Here is a 17,096-nt window from a genome sequence, read left to right on the forward strand (position 1 = left end):
CGTGTTCTTATCTCTGATACCGCAGGAATGCGGCTAACGTCGGTGAGGTGGAGACCAGCGCGCATTGGGGAACGTACCCGGTCGAGGTGTCGCCGGACGGTCGCGAGGTCGTGGCGGCGAAACCCCAGGACGTGGACGCCGCACCGGCGATCGGCAACGTCGTCAGCGGGAACCGCCACCGCTCACGGGTGACGCGCCCGGCCGTCCGCCGGCAGTGGCTGGAAGACGGTCCCGGGCCGCGCGACCGGGGCCCCGACGACTTCGTCGAGGTCGGCTGGGACACCGCACTCGGTCTCCTGTCCCAGGAACTGGAACGCGTGCGGTCGCGGTTCGGCAACCAGGCGATCTTCGGCGGGTCTTACGGCTGGGGCAGCGCCGGGCGCCTGCACCACGCGCAGAGCCAGCTGCACCGGTTCCTCAACTCCGTCGGTGGTTACACGAGCTCCATCAACGACTACAGCCGCGGAGCGAGCATCGTGCTCCTGCCCCACCTCGTCGGCCCGCGGACCGCGCTCGACCTGCGCTACAAGCCCGCGTCGTGGGCGGACGTCGTCGAGCACACCGACCTGCTGGTCAGCTTCGGCGGCGTGCGGCGGTCCAACACCTGGGTCGTGCCGGGCGGGCACGAGCGGCACATCGGGTCCGCGCACGCCAGGTCGGTCGGCCGCACCACCGAGGTCGTGTTCCTGTCCGCGCAACGGGACGACGCGTTCGAGGACATCGGCGCCGAGTGGATCGGCGTGATGCCGGCGACGGACACCGCCGTGCTGCTCGCTCTCATCCACGTGCTGGTGGTCGACGGGCTCGCGGACGACGAGTTCCTGGCCCGGTACACCGTCGGCGCCGACGAGGTGCGCCGGTACGTCCTCGGCGATGCCGACGGGGTGGCGAAGACACCGGAGTGGGCCTCGCGGATCAGCCGGACGCCCGCGCCGGTGATCCGCGACCTGGCGCATCGGATGGCGGCGGGCCGGACCCTGATCAACGTCGTCTACGCCCTGCAACGCGGCGAAGGCGGCGAACAGCCGGTGTTCGCGGCGCTCACGCTGGCGGCGTTCCTCGGGCAGATCGGCCTGCCGGGCGGCGGTTTCGCGCACGGCTTCGGCTCGATGGGCGACTACGGCGTGGGCGTCGCGGGGTCGCGGCTGCCGACGTTCCCGCAGGGCGTCAACCCCGTGCCGGACTTCATCCCGTGCGCGCGGATCAGCGACATGCTCCTGCATCCCGGCGAGGAGATCCCCTACGACGGCGGCACGCTGCGGTTCCCGGAGGTCAAGCTCGCCTACTGGGCGGGCGGCAACCCGTTCCACCACCACCAGGACCTGAAGCGGTTGCGCGAGGCACTGTCCCGTTTGGACACGTTCGTCGTGCACGAGACGCACTGGACGCCGACGGCACGGCACGCCGACGTCGTGCTCCCGGTCGCGACCACTCTCGAACGCGAGGACGTCGCCGCGGGTGCGGGCGACAGCAGGCTGCGGGTCGTGCCACGGGTCGTGGAGCCGCTCGGTGAGGCGCGCGAGGAGTTCTGGATCTACGCCGAACTGGCCGGGCGCCTGGGTTCGGACTTCACCGAGGGGCTCGACTCCCGGCAGTGGCTGGAGCGGATCTACGAGGAGTGGCGAGCCGCTCCCGGCTCACCGCCCGCGCCGCCGTTCGCCGAGTTCTGGCGGGACGGCGGGGTCGACCTGCCGCAGGACCCCTACCGCGACACCGCGTTCGCCGAGTTCCGCGACGGCGCTCCCCTGGGCACGCCGAGCGGCCGGATCGAGCTGTGGACGCCGTTGACCGGGCACACGAGCCCACCCAGTGGTGGGGCGCGGCCGGCGAGTTCGACCTGCACCTGCTGTGCAACCAGCCGACCCACCGCCTGCACAGCCAGCTGGACATGGGCGACGCGAGCCAGTCGACGAAGGTGGCCGGTCGGGAGCCCGTCCGGCTGAACCCCGCGGACGCACAGGCCCGCGGACTGTCCACAGGGGACGTCGCACTCGTCCGAAGCCAGCAGGGAAGCCTGCTGGCGGGTGTCGTGGTGAGCGACGCGCTGCTGCCCGGGGTGGCGCGGATGCACACCGGGGCCTGGTTCGACCCCAGCGCGCCGGAGATCGCCGACTGCGTCAACGGCAACGTCAACGTGCTCACCAGGGACGTGCCGACCTCGGAGCTGACCCAGGCGACCAGCGGCGCGCACGTGCTGGTTGCCGTCACCCGGTACGACGGACCGGTGCCGCCGGTCCGGGCCTACGACCCGCCGAGCACCCGCTGACCCGCCGCGATCAGCGCGGCGTCCTCCTGCGGCGGGTGCACGCGCACGCAGAGCACGTCCCGCAGGTGCCGTTCGAGGGAGTTCCGGCGTGACAACGCGGGGTTTCCCAGCGCCGCTACCGCGGTCTGCACCGCGGAGACCACGGACCGGGCGATGGCGACCTTGACCAGCGACAGCTGGGGCTGGAGCGCCTCGCCCGCCTCGAGCCGCAGCAACGCGCCGTGCAGCAGCGTTTCGGCCTGGGCGATCTGGAGGTCGATCTCGCCCGCGACGGCCTGGATCCGTTCGGTGGTCGCGATCGGCCTGCCGAGGGCGGCGGGCACCCTGGCACGGGCGAAGTCGGCGAACGCGCGCCGAGCAGCCCTGGCCACGCCGATGTACAGCGCCGGATGCCCGAAGCTGCCCGGCCCGGCCACGGCCGCCGGATCGCGGTAGACACCGTCCGCGCCGCGCGGGATCTCGACGAACGCCGTCTCGGGGAGTTCGACGCCGGAGTAGATGACGTCGTGCGTGTTGGAGGCGCGCAGGCCGAGGTGGTCCCAGGTGTCGACCCACGTGATGCCGGGAAGATCACCCGGCACGACAACGTGGCCGACGCGCGGTTCCGGGTCGTCCGTGACCACCCACACCTGGTGGTAGGCCAGCGCGGCGGCTCCCGTGGCGTAAGCCTTGTGGCCGTTGAGGACCCAGCCCGAACCGGATCGCGTGATCGTCGTCTTCGGCAGTCCGCCGCGAGCGGGCGCACCCAGTTCCGGCTCGGCCCTGATCGCGTTGACCGGGGCCGGACCGGCCGCCGAGCGGCGCAGCACGTCCTCGTAGAACTCCCGCGGCCAGTGGTCGTTCGCGGCCTGGGCGGAGTGGGCCATCAGCGTGTTGGCCACGACCAGCGCGACGGACGGGTCGCCCTCGCCGAGCGCCGTGAGGATGCGCGCCACCTCACGGGGTCCGGCACCGGGTCCGCCGTACCGCGCGCCGACCGTGGCGGTGAACAGACCGGCCCGGTGCGCGACCTCCAGGCCGCGCACCGGGATCGCACCGGTCCGGTCGTACTCGGCCGCGGTCTCCGCGAGTGCGGCCGTGACGGCGGCGAGGTCCTCGGTGGGCACCGGGATCTCGTAGCCCGTGGCCGTCACGCCTGACCCGCTGTCGCGTGCCGCCGGTACTCCTCGGCGTAGTTGCCGAGGTGCTCGGCCTGCAGCGTGCCGCGCGTGCCCGTGGCGGCGCGGTGCGCGAGTTCCTGGCGCACCAACGGGAGGACGTGCTTGCCGTAGTCGACCGCGTCGGCGAGCGTGTCGTAGCCGCGGATGCTGACCAGGTCGGCGCCGCGGTCGACGTAGTCCAGGATCGCCGCCGCCACCGTCTCCGGGGAGCCGACCAGTGCGGTGGACGCGCCGGCCGCGTTCGTGACGGCGGCCGTGCGCGTCCACAGCGCCCGGTCGTAGAGCTCGCTCTTCTCGGCGAAGGAGAGAGCGCGCTGCGACCCGACGTTCTGCGGGGATCCCGCGGTGATGAAGCGCTGCTTGCCGTAGGCGGCCTTGCCGAAGGTGTCACTGATCTTCGCCACGTACTCGTGGGCCTTCTGCCACGCGAGTTCGTCGGTCTGGGCGATGATGGGCCGGAACGTGACCCAGATCCGCGGCAGCGTCGTGCGGCCGGCGGCCCTCGCGATGTCGTGCACGCGGTCGATCTCACCGCGCAGGTCGTCGAGCGGCTCGCCCCAGAAGCTGAAGATGTCGGCCTTCTCGCCGCCCACCTGGAACGCCTCGTCGGACTGACCGCCGATGGAGATCGGGATCGGTGAGCCGTACGGCGCGAAGCCCGGCCCGAAGTCGTCGAACCTGTAGAACTCGCCCTCGTGGCTGAACGGTTCGGGCTCGGTCCACGCCCGCCGCAGCAGGTCGATGTACTCCGAGGTGCGGGCGTAACGGCGGTCCTTCGGCAGGTAGTCGCCCTGCCGCGCCTGCTCGGCGTCACTGCCGCCGGAGATCAGGTGCACGACCGCGCGGCCCTCGGTGAGCTGGTCCAGGGTGGCGAGCTTCTGCGCGCCCACCAGGGGGAACGTGGTGTTGGGACGCAGCGCCACGATCGGCCGGATCCGCTCGGTGAGCTGACCGACGGCCGAGGCCACGACGAACGAGTCGGCGCTCGCGGCGCCGTACGGCAGCAACGTGTAGTCGTACCCGCCCTCTTCGAGCGAGCGGACGTAGTGGCGGAAGTACTTCAGGTCGATGCCACGCGTGGGGATCGGGTTCAGTTCCGTCGACGGGTTGAGGTGCGACAGGCTGATGAACTCGACCTTCGGCGAGGCCGCCTCGGGGATCTTCGCGTCGAAGACGGGTGCGCTGGTCACGTTCTCGACCGTAAGGACGGTGCGCCGCGGGGTCCAAGACAAGTCCGCGAACCAAACCCATAGCCGCGCCTTATCAACTCAGGCTCCCCTCGACACCAGCTGCAGGTGGGGCCGCTGCGCGAAGAAGTCGGTGCCCGCGGACAACGCGGTCTGCTCGACGTCGGCGGACAGCCCGCGCCGGGCGACCATGCGCAGGTGCGTCGTCCCCGCGTCCGGGAGTTCACTGTGGACGGTCAGCCCCTGCGGACGGCCGCCCGCGCTGGGCAGCAGTGCGACGCCCAGGCCCGCCCGCACACCCGCGAGCACCCCTTCCAGCGTGGTCGACTGACCGACGACCTCGACCCGGTGTCCTTGCCCGGCGAGCACGGTCAGCGCCCGTTCCCTCAGGCCGCACGGTTCCTCGAACGCCACCAGCTGGCAGGACGGTTCGGGGGACCAGCCCCGTGCGGCGTACCAGACCAGGGGCAGCTCACCCACCAGGTGCCCGGCGCCCTGGCCGCTCGGGTCCAGCACGAACGCGAAGTCGACGGTCCCCTTGTTCACCGCCTCGGTGAGCTGGGTGGACCTGCCGATCTCGAACCTCGTGGCGCAGCCGGGGAACGCGGCCTGCAGCGCGCGGATCATCTCCGGCAGGATCTGCTCGGCGCTGTGCTCGGTCGAACCGACCACGATCGTCCGGTCGCGCTCCGCCTCCAGCCTGCGCAACGACGTGTCGTGCACCTCGATGATCCGCCGCGCCTCCGCCAGCACGCGTTCGCCCTCGTGCGTGAAGCGCATGTTGCGGCCGTCGCGCTCGAACAGCTTGCGCTTGAGACCGCGTTCGAGCTGCCTGACGTGCTGGCTCAGCGCGGGCTGGCTGATGTGCCGGACCGCGGCGGCCTTGCTGAACCCGCCGCACTCGGCGATCGCGATCAGCGTCCGCAGGTGTTCGAGGTCGAGCGAATTCGTCATGGCTCGATTAGAACCGACTCGAGCGAAATCCGAGATGCCGACCGGCATGTGAGAACGTACCCGCGAGGGGCTTGCAAATTCATCACGCATCCGCATGGGTAGTCATCGAGAAACGCTCTTGGACGCGCGGGACGCCCGGCCGCCAGGGTGATCGCGTGACCACCACCTCCAGCACCGGCGCTTGGGACGAGCCACCGGGCCTCGCCGCGCGCGGCACCGTCATCCTGCTCACCGGCCGCGGCGAGACCGCCCGCACCTACCAGCGCTTCGGCCGCAGGATCGCCGCCGACGCCTACCGCGTGCGCGTGGTCGAGACCGACCTCGACGACCTCACGACCACCCGCAAGCAGGTCGAGGCACTGCTGCGCGACGACGACCTGCCGTCGCCGAAGGTGCTGGCGGGCTCGGACACCGGCGCGACCCTCGCCACCCAGCTCCCCGGCGCCGACGGCCTGGTGCTCGCCGGTCTCGCGCTGCCCGGCAGCACCCCGGTCACCGACTGGCAGGCCGAGCTGGACGCCCGTTCCGCGTGCCCCACGCACCAGGGCGTGCTGTCCGAGGACGAGGACTTCACCCGAGGCGCGCTCGCACGACCCGTTCCGTCGGACTGGACCGTCGAACCTCCTGCCGTGCCCACACTCGTCCTGCACGGCTCCAGCGACACCGTGACTCCTTCGGCCTCCGCGTTCGAGCTTCTCCCCCACGCACGCCGGCGCACGGTGGTCGGCGGTCGTCACGACGTCCTCAACGACGTCTCGCACCGGTCCGTGGCCGCGACCGTCGTGTTGTTCCTCGAGAGCCTGAAGCTCGGCGGCGATCTGCCGGACATCGTGGTGTGATGGCGTTCCTCGACGAACTCCCCCGTGTCTCGACCTCGGCGGAGGACCTGGCCGCCGTGGCCACCGACCGTTCGGGAACGGTCCCGGACGGGCTCCCGCTCGCCGTCGTCCGCGCGTCCACTGTGGACGACGTGCGGACGGCGTTGCGACTGGCGCACGAGCACGGCGTCCCGGTGGTGCCGCGCGGTGCGGGCACGGGCCTGGCGGGCGGCGCGGTCGCCGGTCCCGGCACCGTGGTGCTGGATCTGAGCGGTCTCGACCGGATCGTCGAGATAGACGACGTCGACGAGCTCGCCGTGGTCGAACCCGGCGTGATCACGGCCGATCTGGACCGCGCGGCGGCGGAGTTCGGTCTGCGCTACGCCCCCGACCCGGCCAGTGCGGCGATCTCCACCATCGGCGGCAACATCGCCACGAACGCGGGCGGCATGCGCTGCGTGAAGTACGGCGTCACCAGGGAGGCCGTGCTCGGGCTGGACGTCGTGCTCGCCGACGGGCGCTTGATCAGCACCGATCGCCGCACGGTCAAAGGCGTGGCGGGTCTCGACCTCACGGCGTTGTTCGTGGGGTCGGAGGGAACGCTCGGCGTCGTCGTGGGCGCCACGCTTCGGCTCCGTCCGTTGCCGGCGCACACGTTCACCGCGGTGGCGGCGTTCGACAGCGTCCGCGCCGCCGCCACGGCGTGCACCGAACTGGCCCGCACCCGCCGTGACCCGAGCCTGCTCGAACTCCTCGACGGCGCCACCCTCGGCGTGATCGACCGCGCACAGGGAACGGACTACGCGGCGCGCGGCCGGGCTCTGGTGATCGCCCAGGCCGACGGTGCGGCCGCCGAGTCCGAGATCGCCGCCATCGCCGGCGTGCTGGGCAAGGAGGCCACCTGGACCGAACAGGCCGTCGACCCCGCCGCGTCCGAACGCCTGCTCTTCGCACGCCGCATGGCCCTGCCGTCGATCGAACGGTTCGGGCGGGCGTTGATCGAGGACATCTGCGTGCCCCGCTCAAGGCTCGCCGACGCGTTCCAGGGCATCGAGGAAATCGCGAGCCGGCACGGCGTCGGCATCTACTCGTTCGCCCACGCCGGGGATGGCAACCTCCACCCGATCATCGGCTACGACCGTATGTCGGACGCCGTCCAGCGGGCGGGTGACGACCTCTTCGCCCTGGCGCTCGACCTCGGCGGCACGGTGACCGGCGAACACGGGATCGGGCTGCTCAAACGCGACTGGCTGGCGCGTGAGGCCGGCCAGGACGTGCTCGACGTGCAGAACTCGCTGAAGGCCGCACTGGACCCGCGCGGGATCCTCAACCCCGGCAAGGCGTTCTAGTGGTGTGGCGCAGAACGTTGCCGGGGGAATTCGGGGTCAGACGGGTGCATCACGGTGCCGCCCCCACGGCCTCGTACTGGTTGTACGGGGGCGTGGGGGCGGCACCGTGAGGCGCCCTGCTGAGCGTGAATTACCTCGCCAACGTTCTGCGACGCGCCACTAGCTGCGCGGACCGACAGGCTGGTCGCCGCGGATGGTGATCCGGTGCATGACCCGGTGCTGGTCGCCGTAGTCGTCCACGGCGAGGTGAGCGGTGCTGCGGTTGTCCCACACCACCACGTCGCCCGGCGCCCACCGGTGGCGGACGCTGTACTCCTGGCGGCCGATGGCGGCGAAGAACAGGGCGAGCAGGGCGCGGCTCTCGGTCTCCGACACGTCCTTGACGTGCGTGGTGAAGCCGGGGTTCACGAAGAGGCTGCGTCGGCCGGTCTCCGGGTGCACGCGCACGACCGGGTGGGTGACGGGGTCGAGCGACCGGACCCGCTCGCCGTCCCAGAGGTTCCCCTCGCCGGACTGCCTGACCTGCAACAGCTCCTCGAAGTCCTTGCGCCCGTCGTGGACCGCCTCCAGCTTGTCGGCCAGTTCGCGCAGGGGCGGTGACAACCAGAGGTAGGCGGCTTCCAAATCGGTCCAGCAGGTGTCGCCCCCGGTGGGCGGCAGGTCCACCGCGCGCAGGACGGAGCCCAGCGGCGGCGTGCGGGTGAACGTGACGTCGGTGTGCCACTCCGGGGCCTTGCCGCCGTCGCCGCTGTCGAGGACGTAGATCTCCGGGTGGTCGGCGTCGAGACCGGGCACCACGGGGTGGGCCGGTGTCAGCTCGCCGAGCGACGCGGCGAACGCCCGGTGCGCGGACGGGTTCAGCCGCTGGCCGCGGAACACCAGCACCTTGCGGTCCAGCAACGTCCGCCGGATCGCGGCCGACGTCTCGGGAGCGAGCTCGTCCTCGAGGTCCACTCCGGACACCTGCGCGCCGATGGCGATCGTCAGCGGTTCGAACGAGAGCGTCATGACTTCTCCACGAGCTGGTCGGGTCGGGAGGACAGGGTGGCCCGCACCGCGGCGCCCACTTCACCGCGCAGTGCCGCGTAGCGCGGCGAGCCGCGCAGTTCGTCGGCCGAGACGCCCTGGCGGGGCAGATCGATGGGCAGGCTCAACGCGATCTGACCCGGGCGATCGGTGAGGACGATGACGCGGCTGCCGAGGAACACGGCCTCGTCGACGCTGTGCGTCACGAACACGACCGATCTGCCGTCACCGGCGAGCGACCGCACGTCCTCCTGCAGCCGTTCCCTGGTCAGGGCGTCGAGCGCGGCGAACGGCTCGTCCATCAGCAGCAGGCGGGGACGTGCGGCGAGCGCGCGGGCGATGGCGACGCGTTGCTGCTGCCCGCCGGAGATCTCCCAGGTGCGGCGCGGACCGAGGCCGCCCAGTCCGACCAAGGCCAGCAGTTCCGCCGCCCGCGACGCCCTCTCCGGTTTCGGCACCTTCGCCCACTTCAGCGCCGTGCCGATGTTGCCGGCGACCGTGCTCCAGGGGAACAGCCGGGGTTGCTGGAACACCACCCCGACCTCACGTCCCGGCACCGGCAGGTGCCCGAGCAGCGTGACGTCCCCTGTGGACGGACGCTCGAACCCGGCCAGCAGGCGCAGCAGGGTGCTCTTGCCCGACCCGGACGGGCCGACCACGACCAGGAACTCCCCCGGCTCCACCACCAGGTCCAGCGGGCCGAGTGCCGGGACCGGACCTTCCTTCGTCCGGTAGGAGTGTTCGACCCCGCGCAGTTCGGCGACCTCAGCCACGCCCGCCTCCCGGTGCCCTCAGCGCCGCCTGGAACGTCGCCAGGTCCGGCACCTGCTCGACCTTCTTCTGCGCGCTCAGGAACTCCGCCGTGTCGCGCAGGCGGTTCGCCAGCTTCCCGGGCGCCGCCGACGTGCCGAAGTAGTCGGGACCGCGCTGCTCGTCGTGGTCCAGGTAGATGTTCTGCTTGAGCTGGGCCAGGGCGTCGGCCTCCCCGATGCCGATCTGCCGGCTGACCGCGGCCGCGACCTTCGCGGGATCGGTCTTGATCAGCTTGATCGCGTCGTTCGTGGCGGCCAGCCACTTGTCGACCACGTCCGCGTTGCCGTCGAGGAACTCCTTGCGCGCCACGGTGAACGTCAGCGTCGGCTTGCCGGAGGCCGCCAGCTTCGCGCTGTCGGTGAGCGTCACGCCGTCCTGCTGCAACACGCTCAGCACCGGCGTCCAGACGTAGGCGGCGTCGATGTCCCCGCGTTGCCACGCGGCCTGGATGTTCTGCGGTTCGAGGTCGACCAGCGTGACCGAGCCCGCGTCCACCCCGGCGAGTTCCAGCGCGGCGAGCAGGCTGTAGTGGGCGGTCGAGCTGAACGGCGCGGCGATCTTGCGGCCGGCCAGCTCCGAGATCTTCGTGATCCCGGTGGCCTTGCGCACCACCAGTGCCTCGCTGTCGCCGATGACGTTCAGCAGCTCGATCACCTGGTACGGGATCTTCAGCGGCGGGCACAGGCCGGCGGCGGCCGGGCTGCTGCCGATCACCGCGAGGTCGATCGCACCGCCCAGGAACGCGGTGTTGATGCTGGCACCGGAGTCGAAGGCGGTCCAGGTGATCTTGTGGTCCGGTAACGCCTTCTCCAGCGTCTGCTGGTCCTTCACCAGCAGCGTGCTGTCGGCGAAGTTCTGGAACGCCACCCGCACGCTCTTGCCCTCACCCGGTGACGAACCGCCCACCCCGCACGAGGCGAGCACCGGAGCGGAAGCGAGCAGGGCGAGCATGGTCCTGCGCGAGATCGGCACGACGACTCCTCAGGTCAGGCGCGTCCGCGCCACGGGGACAACGCACGTTGGGCGGCCACGATCAGCGAGTCGATGATCAGGCCGGTGATGCCGATGACGAAGAGACCGAGGATGACCACCGCGGTCTGGTTGAAGCGCTGGGCGTTGAGCACCATGCCGCCGATCCCGTCCGCGCCGTTCACCGTCTCGGCCGCCACCACGGAGCTGTAGGCGATGCCGACGGCGAGCCGGACACCGGTGAGGATCTCCGGTCCCGACGCGGGCAGGATCACCGCGCGGATGACGTCGATCGCGTTGGCGCCCAACGCCTGCGCGGCCTCGACGTACTGCCGGTTGACGCCGCTCACCGCAGCCGCGGCGGCCACCGCCACCGGCGGGAACGCGGCGATCATCAGCAGGTAGACCTTGGGTTCCTCGTCGATGCCGAACCAGATCACCAGCAGGCTCAGGTAGGCCAGCGGCGGAAGGGCGCGCAGGAACGCCACGGCGGGTTCCGTCACGGCCCGGACCACCGGGATCAGCCCCATCGCCAGCCCCAGCACGAGACCGAGCAGCACCCCGTAGAAGCACCCGTACCCGACCCGCCGCAGGCTGACGCCCAGCCGTTCGCCCAGCGTCGAACCGGCGTATCCGCCCTGGCCGTTGCCGTAGTCCGATGTGGACAGAAGCTGGTCCCACACCTGACCGGGACTGGGAAGCACGGCCGCCGGCCAGATCTGGGCCAGCGCGACCAACTGCCACACGAGGAACAGCGCGCCGATGGCCACCAGCCGCACCAGCAGCCACCGCGATGCCCGGATCTTGGTCACGCCGGAGAATGTACGCACGTACACATCCCCGGTCAGGACCGTTCCGTATCGTGGTCCTCCGCGACGATGCCTCTTGCGCGGAGGCTCGACGAACCGCTAAGGAGCCACGATGACGCGGCGGCACGACCCGCACCGCCGGCAACGGATCATCGAGGCCGCGGTCGAGGTGATCTCCGAGTCCGGCCTCGCGGCCCTCACCCACCGGACCGCCGCCGCGCGCGCCGACGTGCCCCTGGGCTCCACCACCTACCACTTCCTGAGCCTCGACGAACTGCTCGACGCCGCCGTCCACACCGTCGCCGAACGCAACGTCGCGCGTCTGCGCGAGTGGGCGCTCTCGTTGCCGGCCCAGGCCGATCTGAGCACCGAGCTCGCCGGCTTCATCGTCCTGCTCGCCGGAGAGCACCGGCAGACCAGCGTGCTCGCCTACGAGTTGTACGGTGGCGCGCTGCGGCGACCGGCGTTGCGGGCCGCCAGCACGTCGTGGGACGAGATGCTCACCGAGGTCTTCGAGTCCACAGTGGACGCCGCGACGGCTCGGGCGCTGACGGCGATGTTCAACGGGTTGCTCTACCAGGCGCTGGTGTCGCCCGGGAAGCCGGAGCAGGCGGACCTCGAGCAGGTGCTGCGCCGCCTGCTGGATTAGCGCAGCACCTGCTCACGAAGACGAGAAGGACGCAATTCAGAACGGCGAGACGGCCGGGAAGTTCATGCTGATGAACCGCGAATAACCCATTCTGTTCACGAGTGTGACCAGCAGATATTTCCTCGTGAAATCCATTGATCAGTTCGACTCACGACAACCTGCGCATTCGATGAATTCGACTGCGGACATCGACCGGATTCGCGCGATCCCGGCGTTGACCTCGCACGAACAACGCTCATAACATCCGGCGAGAACCCGCCGCATTGGCCGGAAACCCTTTCTCCCAGCGTTGGGAAGTGGAGTCCTCATGGGCATTTCGGAACAGCCCGCGCGCTCGGCGCGACAACGTCGCGTCCGCGCCGGAGTGGTGTCGGGTGGCGCTGTCGTCGCACTGGTCACCGTACTCGCCGCGTGGCCCGGCATGGCCGCCACCGCGAACGCGGCGGGCACCTACGTGGTGAAGAACGCCGGCAGCGGCCAGTGCCTCGACGCGGGAACCAGCCCGTCGAGCGGAACGCAGTTGCGGCAACAGGCGTGCGCCGGCCAGGAGTGGGTGCTGACCGACGTCAGCGGCGGGGTCCGGATCACCGCGGGAGGACTCTGCGTCGGCGTGCGCGACGCGTCCACCAGCGCGGGCAAGCCGGTCCAGCTGGAGACGTGCACCGGTGCGACGAGCCAGGTCTGGGCGCTGACGCCGAACGGCAGCGACTACCGCCTGGTCAACGCCAACGGCGGCAAGTGCCTGAACGTCAAGGACAACGCCACCACGTCAGGGGCGTTGGTGCAGACCAACTCCTGCGACGGCGCCGCCACCAAGCAGTGGACGCTCGGACCGGCCGGTGGCGGCCCGACGAGCACGACCACCACCACCACCACCACCACGACCACGACCACGGGGCCGACGACCACGACGACGAGCACGCCGCCCGCCAACGCGTTGTACGTGTCGCCGACCGGTCGTGACGGCGCGAGCGGCACGATCTCCGACCCGACCACGCTGACGTCCGCGCTCCCCCGCGTCGCCGCGGGCGGCACGATCTTCCTGCGCGGTGGCACGTACAGCTTCGCGCAGACGGTGACGATCCCGGCCACCAACAACGGCACGGCCGGTGCCCGCAAGAAGCTGGCGGCCTACCAGGGCGAGAAGCCGGTGCTGAACTTCTCGGCACAGACCGAGGACCCGGCCAACCGAGGCCTGGCGGTGATCGGCTCGTACTGGCACGTGCAGGGCGTCATCGTCGAACGGGCCGGGGACAACGGCATCTTCGTCGGCGGCAGCAACAACATCTTCGAACGCACGATCACCCGGTTCAACCGCGACACCGGCCTGCAGCTCTCCCGGGCGCTGTCCAGCACGCCGAAGGACCAGTGGCCGTCCTACAACCTGATCCTCAGCGCGGAGTCGCACGACAACGCCGACTCCGACGGGGAGGACGCCGACGGGTTCGCGGCCAAGCTCACGTCCGGGCCCGGCAACGTGTTCCGCTACTCCGTCGCGCACAACAACATCGACGACGGCTGGGACCTCTACACCAAGTCGGACACCGGGCCGATCGGCGCCGTCACCATCGAGGACTCGCTGGCGTACAAGAACGGCACCCTGAGCAACGGCGGTCAGGCCGGCAACGGCGACCGCAACGGCTTCAAGCTCGGCGGCGAGGACATCGGCGTGAACCACACGATCACCCGCACGATCGCCTACGACAACGGCAAACACGGCTTCACCTACAACCGCAACACGGGCTCGATGGCGGTGTCGAGCAACCTCAGCATCGACAACGACGAGCGCAACTTCTCGTTCGACGCGGGCAGTTCGGTGTTCCGCGGCAACACGTCCTGCCGCAGCAGCAGCGGGAGCAACGACAAGGTCGTCGGCAGCTCCGACTCCTCCAACCAGTTCTGGTCGGGCACCAACGGCTCCCGGTGCTCCAGCTACACCGGAGCACTCGGCTGGTCGTTCGCCTCCGACGGCAAGCTCGTCGTCACCCTCGGCGGCAGGACCGTCGCCCTCTGAGCACCACCGCCCTCTGGCCACCGTCGCCCTCTGGCCACCGTCGCCACCCATCGCAGGCCGGGTCGTCGCGTCAGCCGCGGCGGCCCGGCTTGTCCTTCTTCGAATTCCGTCGAATGACGTTCGAATCGAATTCGACAATGGTCACCGCGCCACCGACCTCCTGTTATCGCTCACTTCACTTCGCCCCACACCTCACCATTGCTTTGCAGCGCAGCTATGCCACATAGTGTTAACGCTAACCCTGCGGGCCCCTCTCAATGGTGCAAGGAGCCGGTCCATGCGTTTCCCCCTGCCGCGTGCCGTTCGTCCAGCCAGGAGGTGGGTGCTGGCGCTCGTCGCGGCCGTGCTCGCCGCCGGTGTTCCGGCCGCCTCGGCCGCCGGCCCCGTGCCGCACTACCTGATGACCGCGTTCACGAACAGCAGCGAGTCGAACATGTACGTCTACGACTCGGCGAACGCGACCGGCTTCACCCAGGTGAGGGCCAACGCCTACACGCCACCGTCGGGGCTGATCCGCGATCCCAGCGTCCTGCGGCACACCGACGGCTACTACTACATCGTCTACACGACGAACTGGACGGGCGACACCATCGGTTTCGCCCGCAGCGCGGACTACGTGACGTGGACGTTCCTGCGCAACGTCCGGGTAGGACTCAACGGGGCTACCGGCAGCACGTGGGCGCCGGAGTGGTTCAAGGACTCCGACGGCAGCGTGCACGTGGTCTTCTCCGCGTCCACGACCGGAACGGCGGGACAGTTCAGGCCGTACCGGATCACCGCGGCCAACGCGGACCTCTCGGCGTGGAGCAGTCCTGTCGCGCTGGGCATCCCGGCCAACTTCATCGACAGCTTCCTGGTCAAGGTCGGTGGCACCTACCACAACTTCCTCAAGAACGAGACCACGAAGTACATCGAGCACGCCACCGCCACGTCGTTGAACGGGCCGTGGACCTTCGTCGGCACGGGCAACTGGGCGGGCTGGGGCTCCGGGCTCGAAGGACCCGCGCTCGTGCGGCTGCCCGACGGCCGGTGGCGGATCTACTTCGACCAGTACGGCCAGCGGCGGTACTTCTACGCCGACAGCGCGAACCTCACCAGCTTCGGCGCCAAGACCGAGCTGACCGGGCTGTCCGGCACCGCGCGGCACTTCACCGTGCTGCGGGAGGACTCCGGCGACGGCACGGCGGTGGCCACCGGCAGCCGGTCGCTGCGGTCGGTCAACCTGCCCGACCGCTACGCCCGCCACCGCGACGACCTGGGCTACGTCGAACCGGTGAGCTCGTCCAGCTCCGTCTCCGCGCGCCAGGACGCGACGTTCACCGTCGTGGCGGGTCTGGCGAACGCGGGCTGCCACTCGCTGCGCTCGGTGAACTTCCCGGACCGCTACCTGCGGCACTACGACTTCCGCGTGCGGCTGGACGTCAACACGGGTGACGCGGTGTTCGCCCGCGACGCCACCTTCTGCGGCCGGGCCGGTCTCGCGGGCGGCGGGAGCACGTCGTTCGAGTCCTACTCCCACCCCGGCCGGTACCTGCGCCACCTGAACCACGAGTTGCGGGTCGACTGGCGCACCTCCGACTCGGCGTTCGCCGGTGACGCGTCCTTCACCGTCACCGCACCACTGGCCTGAAAGGACAGTCGATGAAGACGGTTCTCCTCCGCCTGGCCGTGCTGGTGTTCGCCGCCGTCACCGCCACAGCGGGAATGCCCGTGCCGCAGGCGGGTGCGACGCCTGCGGTGCGGTACACCAACCCGATCGCGGAACGGCGTGCCGACCCGCACGTCTTCAAGCACACCGACGGCTTCTACTACTTCACCGCGACCGTTCCGGAGTACGACCGGATCGTCCTGCGCCGCGCGACCACGATCCAGGGCCTGGCTTCGGCGCCAGAGACGGTGATCTGGCGCAAGCACTCCAGCGGCGAGATGGGCGCCCACATCTGGGCGCCGGAGATCCACTTCATCAACGGCAAGTGGTACGTCTACTTCGCCGCGGGGCGCACCGACGACATCTGGCGCATCCGGATGTACGTGCTGGAGAGTTCCGCCGCGAACCCGCTGACCGGGGCGTGGACCGAGCGCGGCCGCGTCACGACGCCGTGGGACACCTTCTCGCTGGACGCCTCCACGTTCGTGCACAACGGCGTCCGGTACCTGACCTGGGCACAACAGGAACCGGGCATCTCCACGAACTCCAACGTCTACCTCGCCCGCATGGGCGCGAACCCGTGGACGATCACCGGCTCGGTGACCCGGCTCGTGGTGCCGTCACTCTCCTGGGAGACGCGCGGGTTCAAGGTGGCTGAAGGGCCGGCGGTGCTGCAACGCAACGGAAAGGTGTTCCTGACTTACTCGGCCAGCGCCACCGACGCGAACTACTGCCTCGGCCTGCTGACCGCGTCGGCGTCGGCCGACCTGCTCAACCCGGCGTCGTGGACCAAGAGCGCCAACCCCGTCTTCGCCACGAACGCGGCCACCGGTCAGTACGGCCCCGGCCACAACTCGTTCACGGTGTCCGAGGACGGCAGCAGCGACGTGATGGTCTACCACGACCGCAACTACCGCGACATCAGCGGCGACCCGCTCAACGACCCGAACCGCCGCACCCGCGTGCAGAAGGTGTACTACAAGGCCGACGGCACACCGGACTTCGGCATCCCGGTCGCCGACGGGCCGACTCCGGTCAGGCTCCGGTCCTACGCCTCCACCGACCGCTTCGTGCGGCACTGGGAGTACCGGGCGCGGGTGGAGGCGGGCGTGTCCCCGCTGGCCGACTCCCAGTTCAAGCTCGTCACGGGGCTGACCGGCTCCGGCACCGTGTCGCTGGAGTCGGCCAACTTCCCCGGCTACTACCTGCGGCACCGCGACAACGAGCTGTGGGTCGAGCGGAACGACGGCAGCACCCTGTTCCGCAACGACGCCAGCTTCTCGCAGCGCGCGGGTCTCGCGGCGAGCTCGGCGGTGTCGTTCGAGTCGGTCAACTTCCCCGGCCTCCACCTCCGCGCCGCCAACGGACTGCTCGGCCTGCAGGCCGTGACGGACGCACAGGGACGGGCGGACGCGACGTTCGTCCTGGAGTGAC

15 protein-coding genes are annotated in these 17,096 nt (G+C 70.4%); 8 read left to right on the forward strand and 7 right to left on the reverse strand.

Going from position 1 to position 17,096, the window contains the following annotated elements:
- Positions 1-47: 47 nt before the first annotated feature.
- A complete protein-coding gene (locus IE307_RS20170) occupies positions 48-1,943 on the forward strand; it encodes a molybdopterin-dependent oxidoreductase (RefSeq protein WP_229904899.1) in 1,896 nt (631 codons plus the stop codon).
- On the forward strand, positions 1,889-2,266 hold the full coding sequence (locus IE307_RS46865) for a molybdopterin dinucleotide binding domain-containing protein (protein WP_229904900.1): 378 nt from the start codon (positions 1,889-1,891) through the stop codon (positions 2,264-2,266). Before IE307_RS20170 ends, IE307_RS46865 begins: the two co-directional genes overlap by 55 nt.
- Here IE307_RS46865 and IE307_RS20175 read toward each other — a convergent pair.
- The 3 genes from IE307_RS20175 to IE307_RS20185 all read right to left on the reverse strand — a co-directional run bounded on the left by IE307_RS20175 (position 2,242) and on the right by IE307_RS20185 (position 5,567).
- Positions 2,242-3,399 carry an acyl-CoA dehydrogenase family protein gene (locus IE307_RS20175; RefSeq protein ID WP_191299684.1) on the reverse strand — a complete coding sequence of 386 codons (1,158 nt, stop codon included), beginning with the start codon at positions 3,397-3,399 and terminating at the stop codon, positions 2,242-2,244. The genes IE307_RS46865 and IE307_RS20175 overlap by 25 nt on opposite strands.
- Positions 3,396-4,616 carry an LLM class flavin-dependent oxidoreductase gene (locus IE307_RS20180; RefSeq protein WP_191299686.1) on the reverse strand — a complete coding sequence of 407 codons (1,221 nt, stop codon included), beginning with the start codon at positions 4,614-4,616 and terminating at the stop codon, positions 3,396-3,398. The genes IE307_RS20175 and IE307_RS20180 overlap by 4 nt, the downstream gene beginning before the upstream one ends.
- 78 nt (positions 4,617-4,694) lie before the next feature.
- Positions 4,695-5,567: a LysR family transcriptional regulator gene (locus IE307_RS20185; protein WP_191299688.1), complete on the reverse strand. Its 873-nt coding sequence runs from the start codon at positions 5,565-5,567 to the stop codon at positions 4,695-4,697.
- A gap of 155 nt (positions 5,568-5,722) precedes the next feature.
- Here IE307_RS20185 and IE307_RS20190 point away from each other — a divergent pair, with 155 nt between their 5' ends.
- Entirely contained in the window at positions 5,723-6,406 is a 684-nt protein-coding gene (locus tag IE307_RS20190) for an alpha/beta hydrolase (protein ID WP_191299690.1), read from the forward strand.
- Positions 6,406-7,734 carry an FAD-binding oxidoreductase gene (locus IE307_RS20195; RefSeq protein WP_191299692.1) on the forward strand — a complete coding sequence of 443 codons (1,329 nt, stop codon included), beginning with the start codon at positions 6,406-6,408 and terminating at the stop codon, positions 7,732-7,734. Before IE307_RS20190 ends, IE307_RS20195 begins: the two co-directional genes overlap by 1 nt.
- A 159-nt stretch (positions 7,735-7,893) precedes the next feature.
- Here the strand turns inward: IE307_RS20195 and IE307_RS20200 are convergent, their stop codons facing one another.
- From IE307_RS20200 to IE307_RS20215, 4 genes are read right to left on the reverse strand one after another with little or no spacing between them, the layout of a single operon-like run.
- Positions 7,894-8,742 carry a TauD/TfdA dioxygenase family protein gene (locus tag IE307_RS20200; protein ID WP_191299695.1) on the reverse strand — a complete coding sequence of 283 codons (849 nt, stop codon included), beginning with the start codon at positions 8,740-8,742 and terminating at the stop codon, positions 7,894-7,896.
- Positions 8,739-9,533: an ABC transporter ATP-binding protein gene (locus IE307_RS20205; RefSeq protein ID WP_191299697.1), complete on the reverse strand. Its 795-nt coding sequence runs from the start codon at positions 9,531-9,533 to the stop codon at positions 8,739-8,741. Before IE307_RS20205 ends, IE307_RS20200 begins: the two co-directional genes overlap by 4 nt.
- Positions 9,526-10,545, reverse strand: coding sequence for a taurine ABC transporter substrate-binding protein (locus tag IE307_RS20210; RefSeq protein ID WP_229904901.1), 1,020 nt, complete (start codon positions 10,543-10,545; stop codon positions 9,526-9,528). The genes IE307_RS20205 and IE307_RS20210 overlap by 8 nt, the downstream gene beginning before the upstream one ends.
- Positions 10,546-10,559: 14 nt before the next feature.
- Complete coding sequence (locus IE307_RS20215) at positions 10,560-11,354, reverse strand: ABC transporter permease (RefSeq protein ID WP_229904902.1); 795 nt, start codon at positions 11,352-11,354, stop codon at positions 10,560-10,562.
- Positions 11,355-11,463: 109 nt separating this feature from the next.
- On the opposite strand from IE307_RS20215, the gene IE307_RS20220 reads away from it, so the two are divergent.
- From IE307_RS20220 to IE307_RS20235, 4 genes are all read left to right on the forward strand, one after another.
- On the forward strand, positions 11,464-12,000 hold the full coding sequence (locus tag IE307_RS20220) for a TetR/AcrR family transcriptional regulator (RefSeq protein ID WP_191299701.1): 537 nt from the start codon (positions 11,464-11,466) through the stop codon (positions 11,998-12,000).
- 307 nt (positions 12,001-12,307) lie between these two features.
- The gene (locus tag IE307_RS20225) at positions 12,308-14,014 is read left to right on the forward strand and encodes an RICIN domain-containing protein (protein WP_191299702.1); all 1,707 of its coding nucleotides are present in this window, start codon (positions 12,308-12,310) and stop codon (positions 14,012-14,014) included.
- Between the two features lie 277 nt (positions 14,015-14,291).
- Positions 14,292-15,644: a glycoside hydrolase family 43 protein gene (locus tag IE307_RS20230; RefSeq protein ID WP_191299704.1), complete on the forward strand. Its 1,353-nt coding sequence runs from the start codon at positions 14,292-14,294 to the stop codon at positions 15,642-15,644.
- Between the two features lie 11 nt (positions 15,645-15,655).
- A complete protein-coding gene (locus IE307_RS20235) occupies positions 15,656-17,095 on the forward strand; it encodes a family 43 glycosylhydrolase (RefSeq protein WP_191299706.1) in 1,440 nt (479 codons plus the stop codon).
- Position 17,096: the final 1 nt, after the last annotated feature.

The organism is Lentzea cavernae, assembly GCF_014653695.1.
GTDB classification, from domain to species: Bacteria; Actinomycetota; Actinomycetes; order Mycobacteriales; family Pseudonocardiaceae; genus Lentzea; species Lentzea cavernae.

Coding starts and splice junctions, on each gene's coding strand:
- IE307_RS46865 (WP_229904900.1), top strand. CDS start 1,889: ATGGGCGACGCGAGCCAGTCGACGAAGGTGGCCGGTCGGGAGCCCGTC.
- IE307_RS20185 (WP_191299688.1), bottom strand. CDS start 5,567: ATGACGAATTCGCTCGACCTCGAACACCTGCGGACGCTGATCGCGATC.
- IE307_RS20195 (WP_191299692.1), top strand. CDS start 6,406: ATGGCGTTCCTCGACGAACTCCCCCGTGTCTCGACCTCGGCGGAGGAC.
- IE307_RS20200 (WP_191299695.1), bottom strand. CDS start 8,742: ATGACGCTCTCGTTCGAACCGCTGACGATCGCCATCGGCGCGCAGGTG.
- IE307_RS20220 (WP_191299701.1), top strand. CDS start 11,464: ATGACGCGGCGGCACGACCCGCACCGCCGGCAACGGATCATCGAGGCC.
- IE307_RS20225 (WP_191299702.1), top strand. CDS start 12,308: ATGGGCATTTCGGAACAGCCCGCGCGCTCGGCGCGACAACGTCGCGTC.
- IE307_RS20230 (WP_191299704.1), top strand. CDS start 14,292: ATGCGTTTCCCCCTGCCGCGTGCCGTTCGTCCAGCCAGGAGGTGGGTG.
- IE307_RS20235 (WP_191299706.1), top strand. CDS start 15,656: ATGAAGACGGTTCTCCTCCGCCTGGCCGTGCTGGTGTTCGCCGCCGTC.